The organism is Paraconexibacter sp., assembly GCF_041602235.1.
Taxonomy (GTDB): domain Bacteria; phylum Actinomycetota; class Thermoleophilia; order Solirubrobacterales; family Solirubrobacteraceae; genus Paraconexibacter.
The window spans coordinates 1-16,674 of sequence record NZ_JBFIGP010000059.1 but is presented as its reverse complement, the minus strand read 5'-3'; the positions used below and the strand labels follow the sequence as shown (position 1 = coordinate 16,674).

Genomic DNA, 16,674 nt, shown 5'->3' with positions numbered 1-16,674 from the left:
GAGCGGTAGGCGGGCTTGCGCTTGCGGGCGTCCGTCTGCAACCCCGTCTGGAACGTCGAGCCGTACGCGATCCGCGCGTTGCGGTGCCGGCCGGGGAGCGGCCGGTCGTCGTCGAGCAGGAACTGCGTCAGGGTGCGAACCGCGGGATTCCGAGCGGCGAGGTACTCGGCGACGTTCAACCACCGTGCCTGTCGCGACAGGCTCACCCCGGTGGGGTCCGGCGGCGCGGTCTGGTACCCGAACTCGGTCAGGTAGAGGGGGACGTCGCGGCCCCCGCCCGGGATCGGCTGTCCGTAGGCCCCGTGGATGCCGCGCAGCAGGCGGCTGAACGCCGGGAGGTTCGCGACCGTGAAGGTGTCGGGGTCCTTCGGCCGCGCCGTGGGGGAGCGGACGAGCTCGTACGGGTGGTGCGCCCAGCCGGTCGCCCGGAAGAGCGCCGGGTGCTGCTCGGCGAACCGCTGACGGGCGTTGTCGCCGACCGGGCAGCCGCGGATCTCCGCGCTCGTGCCCTGGAGCGGCCTGAGCGCCTCGTCGAGGCAGTACAGGGTCCGGATGAAGGGCCCGGGCTTGATCGCGCGGGTGGTCCCCGTCACGTTGAGGCCCTTCGGGGCGGTCTCCCCGATGAGGATCGTGTCGTCACCGTGCCCGGAGGTGCGCAGCCCCTCCCACGCGGCGTCGACGAGACCCCGGTAGATGCGCGGCGACGCCTCGATCTGCGGGCCGCGTCCGCGCGGGTCGTCGACCCACTGCGGCGTCAGCCAGCCGGCCTGGTTGGGCTCGTTCCAGATCGCCCAGTAGTCGACGCGCGGCAGCGGCGCGTCCTTGCCGCGCGGGGTGTAGGAGCCGCTGTAGCGGGTGCCGGTCGCCTGCGCGAACAGCCCGAACTCGGGCGCGGACGGCTCGAAGGTCTCCGCGATGTCCTCGCGGGGCGGGGACCCGTTGGTCGCCCACAGCGGTGCCGGGCCCGTGAGGTTGAAGTTCACCGAGATCCCGCGCTCGAGCGCGAGCCGCAGCACCGTGTCGTAGCGGTCCCAGGAGCCGGGCGGGTAGCTGTCGGGGTCCGTGGCGTCGAAGGCGGGCCGGTTGCGCGACGTCGAGTCGGGGGCGACGACCTTCCACAGCACGGTGACGCGGACGCGGTCCACGCCGAGGGTCGCGAGCTGGTCGAGCGTCGCGGCGACGTTCTCCGCCGTGTCGTAGATGAGACGGTTGTCGTCCTGGAAGGTCGACTCCTGGTCGATCGCGGCAGCGGCGCTCCCGGTGCAGGCCCAGAAGGCGCACGCAGCGGCCAGGGTGGCGACGAGGCGCATGATCAGGCCGGGTCAGGGACCCGCGGGGCCCGTGGGACCCGCGGCACCGGTGGGACCGGCTGCGCCCGTCGGACCGGGCACGATGGTGGAACCCGTCGACGGCGCCAGGGCCGGGTTCGCTGCGACGCGCCGCTTGGCGTCGAGGAACAGGGTGACCCCGCTCGTGGAGCGCGGGTCCAGGTACAGGGCGGGTCCGAGGACGTCGAGGGCGGTGCGCGGGTCACCTGCGACGAGCAGCTCGTACTCGGCGAGCCTGATCCACGGGGTGGGGTTGGACGGTTGCAGGCGCACTGCTTGCTCCAACGCAGCGCGGGCCTCGTTCTTGCGGTTGGCGGCCAGTTCCACGGCCGAGCGCTCGAACAGCGGCTCGATCGACAGGGGGTTGAGCTCGCGGGCGCGGATGGCCTTCGCGCGGGCTTCGTCGATCTTCCCGGCGTCCAGGAGGGCGAGCGCCTCGTTGCCCGCGTGGAAGCTGCGCTCGGGCTGCCACGTCGCCCATGCGGCCGCGAGCGCCACGAGCGCGACGGTCGCGGCGCCGGCCAGGCGGGTGCGGTCCCGTGCGCCCTCGCGGATGCGCGCGCGCAGCGACGGGCCGGTGCTGGGCGCGGCTCCGGGCCGGCGCACCAGCGTGTCGGCGTCCGCCCCCTGGCGCGGTCCGCGACCGGCCAGCCAGCCCGCGCACAGCAGCGCCGGGATCGTGACGCCCGGGACGAACCAGGTGAAGTCGACGAGCGAGTGCACCGTGAAGGTCACCACGACGGCCGCCAGCGTGAAAAGCCCGACGCGCTCGGCGTCGAAGCCGGTCCTGCGCCAGTGGCGGTCCCGGATCGCCAGGGTCCTCGCCGCGGCCGCGAGCCACGTCGCCAGCAGCGCGAGGCTGGCCGCGAGCCCGAGCAGCCCGAGGTCCGCCGCCGTCTGCACGAGGTACCCGTGGGCGTGGCGCACCGCGAGGTCGTCGGTGCGGAAGCGCGGACGGGCGGTCGCGTACCCGCCGGCGCCGACGCCCTGCGCGGTGCGCGCGCGGAAGATCTTGATCGCCTGGTCCCAGTAGCGCGCGCGGACGCTGCCGACCGCGGTCAGGCGGCCCGGATCGTTGGCGGGCAGCGACGCGTTGGGGTCGGTGAGGCTCTTCCACCCGTTCGAGATGCTGCCGCCCAGGCCCCGCTCGCTCATGGCGAGGCTGACCGTGAGCAGCACGGGCACCATGGCGAGGGCCACGAGCAGTCCCGCGCCCGCCTGACGCCGCGCGTCGAGGCTGGGGGGCCGGCGCGCCGAGGAGAACAGCGCGGCCATGCCGACGACCGTCAGCAGCAGGAGCATGGCGAGCATCGCGATGCCCAGCTGGTGCCCGGCGCTGATCCGCACGTCCAGGGGCACCTGGTCCTTCGTCAGCGCGTCCTGCGCGAACGCCCAGGTCGACACGAGCCCGGCGCCGAACGCGGCCGCGGCGAGCGCCGCGACCCCCCGCAGGCGCAGCGGGACGCACGCGAACCAGACGGCGCACCCCGCGGCGGCCGCCAGCAGCGAGCCGCGTGAGTAGGCGAGCAGGACGGTGACGAAGAGCAGCCCCAGGATCGGGTAGGACAGGGCGCTCACCGCGGCGTGACCGTGTCGGCGGGCGCCGAGCCAGAGCGCACCCGGTACGCCCATGGCGGCCATCAGCCCGACCGCGTTCCAGTAGCCGAACGGCTCGCGCAGCCGGGCGAAGACCTCGTCCGGGGCGAACGCTCCCGGGAAGATCTTGGTGAGCATCGCGTAGCCGGAGATCACGGTGGCGCACACGACGGTCGCGCCGATCAGCTCCGACCAGCGGTCGGGGCGCAGGCGCACGAGGGCGAACCCGGCGCCGAACGTGGCGAGGTAGGCGAGGGTGCGGTTGGCCTCCAGCCACGAGTCCGCCGGATTGACCGACCACCACACGGACGACGCGGTAAGGGCGGCGAGGGCTCCGAACGCCGCGATGCTCCAGCCGCCGTGAAGGCGCCCGCGGTCACGGACCAGGATGGCGATCGCCCCCAGGGTCCCGCCGGCGATCTGCAGCGCCATCTCCACCTCGGTGGCGCGGCCGAGCTGGAGCCCGCCACCGGCGCGCAGCGCGACCGCGGCGAGCAGCAGGCCGAGGACGAACGTCCAGACGGTCGAGGCCGACGGCTGGGGGAGTCCGGCGAGCCGGGCGCGCACCCTCCGGGTCGTCTCCGGGGGGAGCCGCGGGAGCTTCGAGGTCCGCTGCGTCGCGCTGACGCCGGTGTCGCCGTCGGCTTCGGTGGGCGGCTCGGTCACTGCGGGCGTCGACATCGGTCCTACGGGGCGCCGGGGGCGGGTGTCTGCCCGCCGAGGGTCGGTCCCCGGAAGAAGCGGTTGCGGACGGCCAGGCCCACCCATCCCAGCGTGATGCCCCCGAGCAGCACGACGACGGCGACGAGCGGGGTCGGCAGCGCGGTGGAGGACGACACGCCGATCTTCGGCCGGATCACCTCGTCACCCAGCCGCAGGCCCTCCTGCGCGCCGCCCGCGGTGGTCTGCTCGAGCGCGGCGCGCTCCTCCGGGGTGGCGTCGGCGAGCGCGGCCGTGGCGTTGGCGTTGCCGCCGCCGGTCGATCCGCCCGAGGCGCTGCCGCCCGCCGCCCCGCCGCCACCGGTGGCACCGCCGGAGCTCCCGGAGCCGCCGCCGGATCCGGCGTTGTCCAGGCCGAGCTGCGCGCGCCGGATGACGTCGCGGCAGTCGGTGTACTCGTCCAGGTCGGTCGGGATGTTCTCGATCGCGTCGCGGTAGTCGCTCTGGCTGTACTTCTTGTCGAGCTTGCCGTTGTCGTTGCAGTCCCGCAGGACCGCCTCCCCGTTGGCGGCGTGGGCACTCGCGGGGGCGATGACGAGCGTGCAGCCCGCGATCAGGGCAGCGAGAGATCTCCGGTGAGACGGCATGACCTTCATGGGTACCCCGCGGAACGACGATGGAAACAGGTGTTCGCTCGTTCGAGCGCCGTGGCGAAGCCGCAGGCCCAGGCGTCGAACGTGTACGCGGCGGCGTCGCGACGGGCGGCGGCGCCGAGGCGCTCGCGCATGGGAGCGTCGTCGCGCAGGCGCCGCAGGGCGCCCGCGAGGGCGCGGTGGTCGGCGGCCGGCACGACGAGCCCGTTGCGCTCATGGCGCACGAGTCCGCCGGCGACGGCTCCGACGGCGTCGGTGGCGATGACGGGGATCCCCTGATGCATGGCTTCGTTGGTCACCAACGCCCAGGGTTCGCGAAAGGCGGGCGTCGGGACCGACGGTACGACGAGAACGTCGCCGGCGGCCAGGAAGTTGCGGACCTCCGTCGGGCCGGCGTGTCCGTGGGCCTCGACGCGCAGCGCCGCATCGGTGGCGCGGGCCGCCTGCGACGCGCCGTCGGTGGAGGCTCGGCGGTGGGAGAGCACTTCCTCGTCGACACCGACGAGGTGCAGCACCCCGGCGCCGTCGAGCGCGTCCCACGCGTCCAGCAGCACGTCCAGCCCCTTGCCGGGCGCGTCGCGGCCGACGAACACGGCGGTGAACGGGCGGGCCTCCGGCGACCGGCTCCGGGCGGCGGCGGGCGACCCGGTCGCGTCCGCCGCCTGCCAGAACGCCACATCGACCGCCTGGGGGGCTTCGTGGACCTCGCGTGCACCGAGCCGCCGCGCGTACGCGCTCACGTGCGGGCCGTAGGTGACGACGGCGGCCGCAGTGCGGTGGATCGCCCGCAGCATCGGCGTCGCCAGCAGGTGCGCCGGGGTGCGCAGCGGGGCCCAGAGCGCACTCCACAGCACGAACGGCACCCCGGCCTTCCGCGCCCCGAGCCAGGCGGCGGGCAGCGCGAGGCGTCCGGCCGTCCCGCAGACGACGGTCGCGTACCGGCCCGAGGCGGCGAGCGCGAAGACCTCGCGCTGGCCGATCTCGCGGAACGGCACGCCGGGATCGGCGACGCCGGCCGTCGCGTGGTGCGACCGGCCGCCGAACAGGGCCAGCTCGATGGGCACGCGCGCGTGGAGCGCGGCGAACGCGCCCGCCCGGTCGGGGGGCACCAGGTTGGTCACGAACAGCACGGGGAGCGCGGCGCTCATCGCCGTCCCAGCACCTCGTCGTAGGCGGCGACCGTCGCCTCCCCGCAGCGGGCCCAGGTGAAGGAGCGCTCGACGGTTGCCCGCGCCCGGCTGCCGAGCCGTCCGAGGTCGCCCCGGTCCGCGAGGAGGGCGTCGATCTCGGCGGCGAGCGCCTCCACGTCGCCGGGGGGCACGAGGGCCATGCCGTCACCGACCTGCGCGATCTCGGCCGGCCCCGGTTCGCCGAGCGAGGCGATCGCCGGCACGCCTCCCGCCATCGCCTCGACGTACGCGACGCCGAAGGCCTCGTCCACGCTGGGCATCACGAACAGGTCGGCCCCGTGGGCCAGGGTGACGGCCTCGCGGTGCGGGCGCTGCCCGGCGAACTCCACGCGATCAGCGACCCCGATGTCCACGGCGAGCTGCTCGAGGCGTGAACGCTCCGGCCCGTCGCCCACGACGAGGTACCGCAGGTCCGGGTGGCGGTCACGCAGCAGCCAGAGGGCGCGGATCACGTCCTGGTGTCGCTTGCGGCCCACGAGGTGCGCCACGGTCACGAGCGTGGGGTGGTCGTACTGCCGCGGGCTCGTCGGCGGCACGTCGGCGCCCAGCCGCACGACGCGGGTGCGGTCCGGTGGCGCGCCGAGCCGGACCGCGCGCTCGGCGGTCCCGACGGAGTTGGCGAGCACCGTCCGCGCGTGCTCGAACGCGGCGCGGACGTTGCGCTCGCCCGACGCCGAGCGCACCCCGGTGTAGTAGACGTCGCCGCCGTGGACGGACACGACGAGCGGGGTCCGGGGATCCGCGCGGCGCGCCGCGTCCCCGGCCGGCACGGCGTTGTGGGCGTGCAGCAGCTCGTACGGGAACTCGCGCCGGATGCGGGGCAGGGCGCGCTTCAGCGCCGGGGCCGCCCACGCGCCCCACGAGCCGTAGGTGCGTGATCGCGGCGGGGACACGAACGGCACGTAGTGGACCGTGAGCCCGTCGACCTCGCGCACGCGCGGGTGACGCCACAGCGCGAGCGCGGCGCTCGGCATCCGCGCCTTGGGCGTGGCGGCGGGCGGGACGACGCGATGCAGGACGACCACCTGCAGGTCGGCGCCGGCGTCGCGGGCCGCGAGAGCCTGGCGATGACCCCAGATCCCGAACACCGGGTCATCGACCCGCGGGTAGAACTCGGCGACGACGAGGACCTTCACGGGCGGGGACGCTACGCGACGCGGCCGCCGCGCACGGTCCGCACCTCGTCCCGGGAGACGTACGGGCGGTTCGCGAGGAACGTCCGGCCCTCGGCGATGGCCGCCTCCCGCGGGTAGGTGTCGGCGACCGGCCGCAGGGTGTGTCCGACGGGAACGGCGTCGACGACCCCGATCCGCCACCCGTGTTCGCGCGCGACGGCGCTCCAGTGGGCGTCGAGGCCCCATCCCATGCGCAGGTCGGGGAAGGGCAGCAGCGCCCGGAACGTGTCGCGATGGAAGGCGGTCACGGGTCCGATCTCCACGAACGTGGTCTCGCGCCAGTCGTGGGCGCGGTCCCGGCGGCGGGTGACGTCCCAGGCGGCGTGCGACGCGAGCCGGTGCGCGGGCTGGGCGAGCCGGAACCCGGCGTCCTCGCACGCGAGCAGGAAGATGTCGAGGAACCCGGCGGGCAGGTCGACGTCGTCGTCGACGACGAGCAGCCAGTCCACGGTGGCCAGCGCGGTCTCGCCGAGCAGGCGGTTGAGGTTCTCGAACTTGCCGAGATCGCCGGCCGGCCGCGTGCGGACCTCCACGTCGTGGATCGACCGGGCCAGCTCGGCGTGCGACGCGGCCATCGTGCCTTCGATGTCCGGTCGCTCGATACCGACGACCAGGACGCGCCGCCGTCCCCCGTCGGTCGCCGCAGCGGTCGCCGCCTTGCGGCGCAACGTCCGGCGCCGCCGCGCGCCGCGCCGGTCCAGCCGGCGGTCGCCCAGGCGTCGCAGCGCCGCGCGCTTGCCGCCCACCGTCCCGCTCGTGCCGGCCAGGAAGTCCGGGGTTCCCGCGGCGGGCGGAGCGGCGTGCCGCGGGTGCCACTCCGCGGCCATCTCGCGCACGCGTCCCCACGAGTGCGCCGTGAGGACCGGGCCGTTCATGCACAGGTACCGCGGCCCGTGGGCGAGGCAGCCGACCAGGGTGCGCAGTTCCGCGCCGGTCGCGGGCTGGCGGCGCTGGAAGACGTCGAAGCGGCGTGACGCCCGGCCCCGCCGGTACGCCGCGCCGCACAGCGAGCGCAGCCGCGCGTCGTCCCCGGCCCGGCGGTGGTCGAGCGCGGCGTCCGCGACGTACCGCAACCGCCCTCCGGTCGCGCGCCAGCGGTCCTGCCACTCCTGCTCGTCGCCGTACAGGTGGCGGGATTCGTCGAACGGCCCGACCCGGTCGATGGCGCTGCGGCGCAACGCCATGTTGGCGCCCCACGCGTGCGGGGCGTCGGTGTCCGCGGGGCCGAGGTCCAGGGAGGTCACCGGGGCGCCCTCCCTGCCGCACATGCGGAAGCGGTGGTCCTCGAACCGGGCGTGGATCGGCCCGGTCAGGACGCCGACCTCCGCGGGCAGTGCGTCGGCGGCCGCGATCAGCGCCGCCAGCCAGCCGTCGCGGACCTCGACGTCGTCGTCGACGAACACCAGGAGATCCACTCCGTCGGCGGCCCCGATGCCGGTGTTGCGCGCCGCGTTGAGTCCGCGCGGGGCGTCGTGGGGGACGTACAGCGCCCCGTGGCGCTCGGCGACCTCGCGGGTCTGGGTGCTCGGACCGTCGTCCACCACGATGAGTGCGGCCCCGGCCGCGGTGGTCTGCGGGCGCAGCGAGGCGAGCGCGACGTCGAGGTAGTCGGCGCGGGCCTGCGTGGGGACGATGACGGCGGTGGACGGCATTCGGCGTGTGTCCCAGGCTAGAGGGGCGCAATCGCGCCGGTAGTGCGGGTGGACCCCATGCTTGTCCGCCGCTCCCCGGAATCCTTGCGGGTCAGGACCCCGACGGATCGCGCGGCTCGGCGGAGATGCGTGCGCGCGCCCTCCCGCCGAGCGCTCGTTAGCCTCACGCCCACCGTGATCCTCTTCCTCCACCACCGCTACCGCGTCAGCGGTGGCGAGGAGCGCGCAGTCGACGATCTCGCCTGGCTGGCCTCCTCGTACCTGGGCCGGCGGGTCGAGCGCCTGGAGCGCGACAGCGCACGGACGACCCCGCCGGCAGCCGCGGTGGGCCTCCTGCGCGGCGGGCTGCGACCGCAGCAGGTGGGCGAGGAGGTCCGTCGCCGGCAGGCGAGCATCGTGCACGCCCACAACCTCAATCCCACGTTCGGGTGGCGTGCCCTCGCGGCGGCGAGGAAGGCCGGGGCGAAGGTCGTGCTGCATCTGCACAACTCGCGTCTGGTGTGCGCGGTCGGGACGACCGTGGACCCCGACGGTCGCGACTGCGTCCGATGCCATGGTCGCGACACGCGACCAGGGTTGCGCCTGAACTGTCGCGGCGACCGGCGCGAGGCTGCGCTGTACGCGGCGTCGCTCGCCCGGTGGTCCGCGCGCCTGGTGGCGCAGGCCGACGTGGTCGTGGTCCCCAGTGCCAGCGCGCTGGAGCGCCTACGCACGCTCGGCGCGCCGCTCCCGGACGACCCGGCGCGGGTGCACGTCCTGGGCCACGTGGTGCGGGAGTTCGTGGCGCAGGCCGAGCACCGCCCGGATGGTCCCGCACTCGTCGTCTCGCGCCTGGCGGCCGAGAAGGGCGTGGAGGTCGCGATCGACGCCTGCCGGGCGGCGGGCGTCCCGCTGGTGGTGGCGGGGGACGGCCCGCTCGCCGGGACCCTGGCGCAGCGCGCCGCGGGCGCCGACGTGACGTTCACGGGCCACGTGTCGGGGGCTGCGCTCGTGCGTCTGCGGCGCGAGGCGGGCGTCGCGCTCGTGCCGACGCGCGCCCACGAGAGCTACGGCCTGGCTGCGCTCGAGGCCATGGCTGCGGGCATCCCGGTGGTGGCGACCGGCATCGGCGCGCTGCGGGAGCTCCAGGGCGACGCCACGCTGGTCCCCTCCGGTGACGTCGCCGCGCTCGCCCAGGCGCTCCAGGTGGCGCGCGCCGATCCCCGCGCTCCTGCTGCGGCGCTCGACGCGGCTCGTCGCCGGTGCTCCCCGGAGGTCATCGCTCCGCGGTTGGCGGAGATCTACGCCGCCGTGAGCTCAGGAGCCGCCCAGGAAGACGACATACACTCCGGCGCGTGACCTGGCTTCTCACCGGTGGCGCCGGCTACATCGGCTCACACATCGTGCTCGCGTTCCGCGCGGCGGGCAAGGAGGTCGTCGTCCTGGACGACCTCTCGACCGGCTACCGGGAGTTCGTCCCGGACGACGTGCCGTTCGTCGAGGGGTCGGTCACCGACCCGCAGGCGGTCGCGCGCGCGCTCGACGATCACGGCGTGACCGGCATCGTGCACCTCGCCGGGTGGAAGTACGCGGGCGTCAGCGTCGAGCGCCCGCTGCACTTCTACCGGCAGAACGTGACCGGCATGCAGGTGCTGCTGGAGGCGGTCGTGGAGCGCGGGCTGGACCGGTTCGTGTTCAGCAGCAGCTCGAGCGTCTACGGGACGCCGGCCGTCGAGGTGGTCCCGGAGGATGCCGAGGTCGGCCGGCCCGAGAGCCCGTACGGCGAGTCCAAGCTCATCAGCGAGTGGTTGCTGCGCGACGTGGCCGCCGTCCATCCGGAACTGCGTCACACGTCGCTGCGGTACTTCAACGTGGTGGGCTCAGGGGCCCCGCATCTCGCGGACCACAGCCCGTACAACCTGTTCCCGCGCGTGCTGAAGGCGCTCACGAGCGGGGAGCGCCCGCAGGTGTTCGGGACCGACTACCCCACCCGCGACGGCACCTGCATCCGCGACTACGTGCACGTCGCCGATCTCGCCGACGCCCATGTCGTGGCCGCCGGTCGGCTGGACGACGGGCTCCCGTGCCAGACCGCCTACAACGTCGGGCGCGGGGAGGGCGTGACGGTCCTGGAGATCCTCGACGCGATGCGCGCGTCCACCGGCATCGACTTCGAGCCGGACCTGCAGCCGCGCCGGCCCGGTGACCCGTCCCGGATCATCGGCAGCGCCGAGCGGATCGCGCAGGACTTCGGCTGGACGGCTGAGCGCGGCCTGCACGAGATGGTCAAGAGCGCGTGGACGGCCTGGCAGCACCAGGTCGCGACGCACGGCGGGCCGCCCCGCTCCTAGCGGGTCCTAGCGTGGACTGATCGTCCCGGTCGGGTTCCCGTCGGTGGTGTTGCCGTCGATGATGTTGTTCCCGTACGACAAGATCGAGCCGCTGTTGAGCGTCAGGAGGCCGATGGCGTTGCTGGTGATCTCGTTGCCGAACAGACGGACCTGCGCGGAGGAGCCGCTGGCGAAGACCGCGACGTTGTCGCTGTCCGTGATGGTGGAACGGGAGACCAGCACCCGTCCGGAGCCGCGCGTGACGATCCCGTTGAAGTAGCCGCCGATCGAGCTCCGTAGGACGGTGGCTCGCGCGACGCCCGAGGACGTAGGCTGCACGAGGACGGCGTTCGGTTCGACGCCCGGGCTGGCCGTACCGCTGTTGGTGAGATCGGTGTCCTGCACCAGCAGCCGGGACGGGTTGCTGTTCGTGCCCGTGGACGGAGTGAACTCGACCCCGCCCCGTGTGAAGCCGCTGATCGATGAGCGGTAGATGCGGACGTCACGCCCCGCGAGCACCCGCACACCCGCGACCCCGGTGCCTGCGCCTTCGATGTCGAGTCCGGCGAGGATCACCCGGTCGGTGGGGGCGGCGTTGACCGTGATCCCGCTCACCCCCGCGGCGAGGACTCCGGCGTTGTGCATCGACCGGATCGTGATGCTCTTCGTGATCGTGACGGCGCCGAAGCCTCCGGGATCGAGCGTGTTGATCTCGCCCTTCGCCGCCGTCTTGGAGATCGCCCCCGCGAACGTCTTGCAGGGCGCCGTGCGGGAGCACGGATTTGCGTCGTCGCCCACGCCGGACACCCATGTACGAGTGGCCTGGGCGGACGCCAGAGCGGGCAGCGTCGCGGCGAGGGCGACAGCGCAGCACAGCACGCCCGCCCCGCGGTACCAGCACGACCGAGACGCGAGCAGAGAGGTCATACCGGCGACTGTAGGTCACCGGTGGGTCCACGACAACGGCTCGGTCGTATTTCAGTCGGGAGCGTTGAGCTCCGCGCCGGTCAGACCACCGTACGCAGCCACTGCACGGTACGCGCGACGCCGTCCTCGACGTCGATCTGCGACTCCCAGCCGAGCAGGCGCTTGGCCTTGGAGACGTCGGGCCAGCGGCGAACGACGTCGACCTCGAAGGTCGGCTGGTGCTCGAGCGCGAACTCCTCGGGGTCCAGGCCGCAGGCGACCCAGATGACCCGTGCGATCTCGGCGACGGTCATCTCGCGCGAGGCGCTGATGTTGAAGTCCTCGTGCAGTCCGGCGGGGGAGCTCATCGCGGCGACGATGCCGTCGGCGATGTCGTCGATGTGGGTGAGCGTGCGGGTCTGGGTGCCGTCGCCGAAGATCGGCAGGGGCTGCCCGGGGGCCAACGCCAGGCACTTCTTGATGACGTCCGGGACCATGTGGGCGATGCCGGGCTCGTCCTCGGGCATCTCGCCGGGGCCGTAGGCGTTGAAGGGACGGCAGATCGTGTACGGCAGGCCGTGCTCGTCGTGGGCGGCGCGGACGTAGACCTCGCCGGTGAGCTTCGAGAACCCGTAGGCGGACTTCGGGACCGGGCAGGTCCAGATGTGCTCCTCGGTCGTCGGGTACTCGGTGGCCCGCTCGAACACCATCGACGAGGACACGTAGACGAACCGCTCCACGTCGTGGTCCAGCGCCGCCCGCACCACCGCGTTGTAGAGCGCGTTGTTCACCTCGGTGAGCGTGTGCGGGAGCTTGTGGAAGTTGGCGATCCCGCCGACGATCGCGGCGAGGTGGATGACGTGCGAGCAGCCCTGGGTGGCTTCGCGCGCCTGCGCGAGGTCGCGCAGGTCGCCCGTGTGCACCTCGCAGCCCTCGCGCATCCAGCCGGGCGCCTCGCGCTGGTCGGAGACGCGCACCTCGTAGGCGGGGTCGCGAAGCAGACGGCGGACGACGGCGGCGCCGATGGTGCCGGCGCCGCCGGTGACGAGTACGCGGTTCATAGCGCCCGGGAGGGTAGTGGGCGAGGGGCGCCGACGGTCGCCCGTGCGGCGTTGCGCCGTCCCGCGTGACCGCCGCTCAGCCGGCCCGCAGCGCGGCCAGCTCCGTCGCGTACCCGAACACCTGGCCGACGTTCCAGCAGTTCCACGGGTCGACGATCAGCGCGTTGGGCGCCGCCCGCTCCCCGATGGCGGCGAGTGTCTCGCCCGTGCAGAACTCGGGATGGTTTGTGGCGACGATGACGGCGTGGGCGTCGTCCAGCGCCTGCTCGAGCGACTGGTTGGGTGTGGTCACCCACGGGTCATGGATCGCGACGTCCGCCAGCTCGCGCTCGAGCAGACGCACGAGCTTGTGGGAGAGGGAGTCGCGCTCGTCATCGGTGGCGGACTTGAACGCCAGGCCGAGCACGGCGACCTTGCGGCCGGCGAGCTCACCGAGGCGACGCTTGGCGCCCTCGACGAGGAACAGCGGCACGGACTCGTTCACGCGCGAGGCCGCGAGGAGCATGCCGGGGGCGGTGGAGCGCTCCTCGCTGAAGGCGAAGTCCTTGCGCAGGCACGTGCCGGCGGTGAAGCCCGGGAGCTTCATGCCGCCGCGCGGGTAGTCGCGGTTGATGAGGTCGATGACCTCGAAGACGTTCGCCCCGTACTGCTCGCAATCCATCATCAGCAGGTTGGGGAGCGCGAACGTGGCGTAGCGCAGGATGTTGGTCCAGATCTTCGCGAGCTCGGCCTGCTCGGGCGTGGTCTGCACGATCGGCGCACCGAACACGCTGAACAGCTCACCGACGATCTCCCCGGACCGCTCGCCGACCCCGCCCACGATGCACGGCAGGGTGACGATCTCCTCGAAGAACTTGCCGGCCGCGATCCGCTCCGGCGCGTGCGCGACGAAGATCTCGTCGCCGATCGCGAAGCCACGGTGCTTGGCGACGTAGCCCGCCACGAACGCGGTGGTGCGCGGCGCGATGGTCGAGCGCAGCGTCAGCGACTGACCTGGGCGCAGGTGCGGCAGCAGGTCGTCGAGCACGGAGCGGATGTCGCGCAGGTCGATCTCGATGTGCGAGAAGGACGGCGTTCCGAGCGTGATGACGACGTGGTCGGCTGCCGCCGCGTCGGCGACCCGGTCCGACCAGGAGATCGTGCCGGCGGCCGTCACGCGCTCCAGGACCTCGGGCGCGCCCGGCTCCTCGAAGGGCATCCGCCCATCGCGCACCGCGTCGAGGATCTGCGGCGCGCTGTCGATGCCGAGCACGTTCAGGCCCCGGTCCGCGAAGGCGAGCGCGAGGGGCAGGCCGACTCGGCCGGTGCCGATGACTGCGACGTCGGGGGTGCTCATGCGTCGCCCAGAGTACCGGCCCCCCGGGATCACGCAGGGCTGACGCGCCGACCGTCGGTCACGGAATGGTCGCCGTCACGCCGACGGCCCGCCGGAGCGGGCCGTCACGGACGTCGCGTCGCGCCGCTCCTAGCGGACGCGGACGACCATCTCGCAGTCCTTGGCGACCTTGTCGAGTCGATCGGCCTTGACCCTGTCGAAGCCCGGCCCGCAGACGATCACGTCGAACTCGCCGTCGCTGGCGAAGATGCTGTCGTTCCCCTTGCCTCCGCGGATCTCGTCGCGCCCGGAGCCGCCCGACAGCCGATCGTTCCCGTCGCCTCCCGACACGCGATCCTGACCGTCGTACCCGGAGATCCGGTCGTTGCCGGACTCGCCCTTGAGGTTGTCGTCGCCGTCGCCACCGTTGAGGTAGTCGTCGCCGCGGTCCGCCGTCAGGTCGTCGTTGTCCTCGCCGCCGTAGAGCTTGTCGTCGCCGGCGCCGCCGATGATCTGATCGTCGTCGTCCTCACCCTTCACGGTGTCGTCGCCGCGGCCACCGTTCAGGTAGTCGTTGCCGTCACCGCCGTCGATCAGATCGTCGCCGCCGTTGCCGAAGATGATGTCGTCTCCGTCCTGGCCGTCGAGGCGATCCGCTCCGTCACCGTCGCTCGTCGCGGTGGAGCAGTACAGGAACGCCAGCTGGCCCGGGGGGCAGGTGCCGTCGCCGAAGATCGTGTCGGTGCCGGGGCCGCCGAGGATCAGGTCGTCGCCTGCCAGCCCGAGAGCGTCGTCGTCGCCGCCGAGCAGCCGGATGTCGTCGTTGCTCGTCGTGCCGACGATCTGGTCTGCATTGCCGGTCCCGGTCACGGTCGCCGCAAGTGCGACGGTGCTGGTCCCGAGGAGCATCACGCTCACGAGGGCGCTGACGCGCCTGGATGTTGTCATCTGCTTGGGTCCTTTGGAACGAGGGTTGGGTCGTCGCGGCATCACTACTACGGCGGACGCACCGGAAGGCTGACAGTCGGGACCCTGGTCAGGGACGCCCGCGTCACACGGACTTCAGGTCCGTGACGCCTGGGGCATGGCCGAACGTCGTACGGCCAGCCCCCTCGAATCCCCTCTCGGGGGTCGAAGGTCGATGGTGACCCTGGCTACCATGGAAGGTGGCCTGGCCCGCACGAAGCGGGTCGCCCGGTCCACGGAAGGACGAAGCCTTGACCATCAGCATGTCGGTCGCGGCGCTCGGTCGCTACGGCGCCGTCGCCTCGCTGTCGCTCCTTCTCGCCGGGGCCGTCGCCCCCACGTCACAAGCCCGCACACGGCCGAGCACGCACCCCGGGCCACCGCCGACGGTGGCGGAGAAGCAGGAGGGGAGCGCCGGCGGGTGGCGGGGGTGGGCCGACGCGGGTGAACCGCCGCTGCGCGGTACTGCTCTGGGGATCAACGCCGGGGGCCTCATGTTCGAGGGCTCCGACGCCACGGTCGCCGGACGGCTCCGCTCGACGGCCGGCATGGGTGCGCGTGTCCTTCGCTTCGACGCGTCGTGGAGCGGGGTGGAGCCGCTCGGGCCGATCGGCGGACGTGATCCCGTTCGTCGGTTCGGCTCCCTCGACCGCCAGGTGCTGGGGGCCGCGCGCGCGGGGCTGCGGCCGCTCCTGGTGGTGGGGTACGGGACGCCGTGGGCGACCTCCGACGGCGGCGTGTTCACGACGCCTTCGGACCCCGCCACGTTCGCGCGGTTCGCGTCGGCGGTCGCGGCGCGGTACGCCTCGAGCTCGGCGATCTGGCGCGACAACGGCGTCGCGGCTCCCGCGGGCGGCGTGCTGTACGAGATCTGGAACGAGCCGAACGCCGAGTTCTTCCTGCGGGATCAGCAGACGGCTCCCCAGCGCTACGCGACGCTGCTGCTGCTGGCGCAGCGCGCCATCCGGTCGGCGGACCCCGGTGCTCGCATCACCGTCGGCGGCCTCGTGCCGGTGGGCGCGGCACGGTTCCTCGCCGGTGTCCTTCGCGCCGAGCCGGCGCTGCGGCGGGAGGTCGACGCGATCGGATGGCATCCGTACGAGCGCACTGCGGCCGCGGTGGTCCGCATCACGCGGCAGTTCCGCCGCACCCTCGACGCACTCGGGCTGGCGAGCGTGCCGCTCGACATCACCGAGATCGGCTGGTCGGAGGAGGAGATCCCGGAGCCCCGTCGCTCGCGTGAGCTCGAGCGGGCGCTGACGGGTCTCCAGGCGCCGGGTCTCGGCGTGGGCCTGCTCGTTCCGTTCGTCGCGCTCGACCGTGCCGGCCCCGGCTCGTACGGCCTGTGGAGGACCACAGGCGAAGCGACTGAGTCGGTTGACGCATTTGCCCGGGTGGCCCGGCGGGCTGCCGGAAGGAGACGGTGACGCGCCAACTTCGACGTCGAGCACAGAAAAGATGGAGATCGGTGGCGCCTTCAGCCACACTCCACGGCTCGCGGACCTAGGGGAAGGTCGCGCGGAGCATGGCCACTCGTGGCAGATGCTGGTCCAGGACAACCCGCGTACGAGGCGCGACGTGTATCAGAGACTGTCAGTGCCCAGTGCCCTGGGCCCACAACGCCTTGACCATCGTGCCGCGGTTGACCTGCAGTGCTGGAACGCACCTTCGCGCTCGGACGCGGTGCCCCCCGCTCCCACGCGCGTGTCCGGCCGGGTCGCCCTCGCTCACGACTACCTCAACCAGTTCGGCGGCGCGGAACGCGTGGCCCTCGAGCTCGCCGAGATGCATCCGTCGGCGGTCCTGTCGACGTCGCTGTACCGGCCGGACTCGACGCTCCCGGGCTTCCGTCGCCACGCCGTG

13 protein-coding genes are annotated in these 16,674 nt (G+C 73.4%); 3 read left to right on the top strand and 10 right to left on the bottom strand.

All coding sequences use genetic code 11. From position 1 onward, the window contains the following. The 6 genes from ABYE80_RS07160 to ABYE80_RS07135 form a co-directional block, all read right to left on the bottom strand. Positions 1-1,310, bottom strand: a 1,310-nt coding sequence (locus ABYE80_RS07160) for a hypothetical protein (RefSeq protein WP_372789582.1), incomplete at its 3' end; no start/stop codon positions are given. A 12-nt stretch (positions 1,311-1,322) separates the two neighbouring features. After that, positions 1,323-3,605, bottom strand: coding sequence for an O-antigen ligase family protein (locus ABYE80_RS07155; protein WP_372789581.1), 2,283 nt, complete (start codon positions 3,603-3,605; stop codon positions 1,323-1,325). A gap of 5 nt (positions 3,606-3,610) precedes the next feature. Beyond that, positions 3,611-4,231, bottom strand: a complete 621-nt coding sequence (locus tag ABYE80_RS07150; RefSeq protein WP_372789580.1) for a hypothetical protein — start codon at positions 4,229-4,231, stop codon at positions 3,611-3,613. 5 nt (positions 4,232-4,236) lie between these two features. Continuing rightward, complete coding sequence (locus ABYE80_RS07145; RefSeq protein ID WP_372789579.1) at positions 4,237-5,385, bottom strand: glycosyltransferase family 4 protein; 1,149 nt, start codon at positions 5,383-5,385, stop codon at positions 4,237-4,239. Continuing rightward, the gene (locus ABYE80_RS07140; protein WP_372789578.1) at positions 5,382-6,563 is read right to left on the bottom strand and encodes a glycosyltransferase; all 1,182 of its coding nucleotides are present in this window, start codon (positions 6,561-6,563) and stop codon (positions 5,382-5,384) included. Before ABYE80_RS07140 ends, ABYE80_RS07145 begins: the two co-directional genes overlap by 4 nt. Before the next feature lie 11 nt (positions 6,564-6,574). After that, positions 6,575-8,254, bottom strand: a complete 1,680-nt coding sequence (locus ABYE80_RS07135) for a glycosyltransferase family 2 protein (protein WP_372789577.1) — start codon at positions 8,252-8,254, stop codon at positions 6,575-6,577. Between the two features lie 174 nt (positions 8,255-8,428). Here ABYE80_RS07135 and ABYE80_RS07130 point away from each other — a divergent pair, with 174 nt between their 5' ends. Together ABYE80_RS07130 and galE are read left to right on the top strand one after the other, a co-directional pair. Then, complete coding sequence (locus tag ABYE80_RS07130; RefSeq protein WP_372789576.1) at positions 8,429-9,592, top strand: glycosyltransferase family 4 protein; 1,164 nt, start codon at positions 8,429-8,431, stop codon at positions 9,590-9,592. Continuing rightward, positions 9,589-10,584 carry a UDP-glucose 4-epimerase GalE gene (galE, locus tag ABYE80_RS07125; RefSeq protein ID WP_372789575.1) on the top strand — a complete coding sequence of 332 codons (996 nt, stop codon included), beginning with the start codon at positions 9,589-9,591 and terminating at the stop codon, positions 10,582-10,584. Before ABYE80_RS07130 ends, galE begins: the two co-directional genes overlap by 4 nt. A gap of 6 nt (positions 10,585-10,590) precedes the next feature. Here the strand turns inward: galE and ABYE80_RS07120 are convergent, their stop codons facing one another. From ABYE80_RS07120 to ABYE80_RS07105, 4 genes are all read right to left on the bottom strand, one after another. Next, positions 10,591-11,490: a hypothetical protein gene (locus ABYE80_RS07120; RefSeq protein WP_372789574.1), complete on the bottom strand. Its 900-nt coding sequence runs from the start codon at positions 11,488-11,490 to the stop codon at positions 10,591-10,593. Positions 11,491-11,570: 80 nt separating this feature from the next. Beyond that, entirely contained in the window at positions 11,571-12,530 is a 960-nt protein-coding gene (locus tag ABYE80_RS07115) for an NAD-dependent epimerase/dehydratase family protein (protein ID WP_372789573.1), read from the bottom strand. Between the two features lie 76 nt (positions 12,531-12,606). Continuing rightward, positions 12,607-13,866 (bottom strand): nucleotide sugar dehydrogenase, encoded by a 1,260-nt coding sequence (locus ABYE80_RS07110; protein ID WP_372789572.1) that lies wholly within the window; start codon positions 13,864-13,866, stop codon positions 12,607-12,609. A 129-nt stretch (positions 13,867-13,995) separates the two neighbouring features. Beyond that, positions 13,996-14,754, bottom strand: a complete 759-nt coding sequence (locus ABYE80_RS07105) for a calcium-binding protein (protein WP_372789583.1) — start codon at positions 14,752-14,754, stop codon at positions 13,996-13,998. A 308-nt stretch (positions 14,755-15,062) separates the two neighbouring features. On the opposite strand from ABYE80_RS07105, the gene ABYE80_RS07100 reads away from it, so the two are divergent. Further along, entirely contained in the window at positions 15,063-16,238 is a 1,176-nt protein-coding gene (locus ABYE80_RS07100; RefSeq protein ID WP_372789571.1) for a hypothetical protein, read from the top strand. Positions 16,239-16,674: the final 436 nt, after the last annotated feature.

Bases quoted from the DNA above. Each gene is read 5' to 3' on its own strand.
- ABYE80_RS07155 (WP_372789581.1), bottom strand. From the start codon at position 3,605: ATGTCGACGCCCGCAGTGACCGAGCCGCCCACCGAAGCCGACGGCGAC.
- ABYE80_RS07150 (WP_372789580.1), bottom strand. From the start codon at position 4,231: ATGCCGTCTCACCGGAGATCTCTCGCTGCCCTGATCGCGGGCTGCACG.
- ABYE80_RS07145 (WP_372789579.1), bottom strand. From the start codon at position 5,385: ATGAGCGCCGCGCTCCCCGTGCTGTTCGTGACCAACCTGGTGCCCCCC.
- ABYE80_RS07135 (WP_372789577.1), bottom strand. From the start codon at position 8,254: ATGCCGTCCACCGCCGTCATCGTCCCCACGCAGGCCCGCGCCGACTAC.
- ABYE80_RS07120 (WP_372789574.1), bottom strand. From the start codon at position 11,490: ATGACCTCTCTGCTCGCGTCTCGGTCGTGCTGGTACCGCGGGGCGGGC.
- ABYE80_RS07115 (WP_372789573.1), bottom strand. From the start codon at position 12,530: ATGAACCGCGTACTCGTCACCGGCGGCGCCGGCACCATCGGCGCCGCC.
- ABYE80_RS07110 (WP_372789572.1), bottom strand. From the start codon at position 13,866: ATGAGCACCCCCGACGTCGCAGTCATCGGCACCGGCCGAGTCGGCCTG.
- ABYE80_RS07105 (WP_372789583.1), bottom strand. From the start codon at position 14,754: ATGCTCCTCGGGACCAGCACCGTCGCACTTGCGGCGACCGTGACCGGG.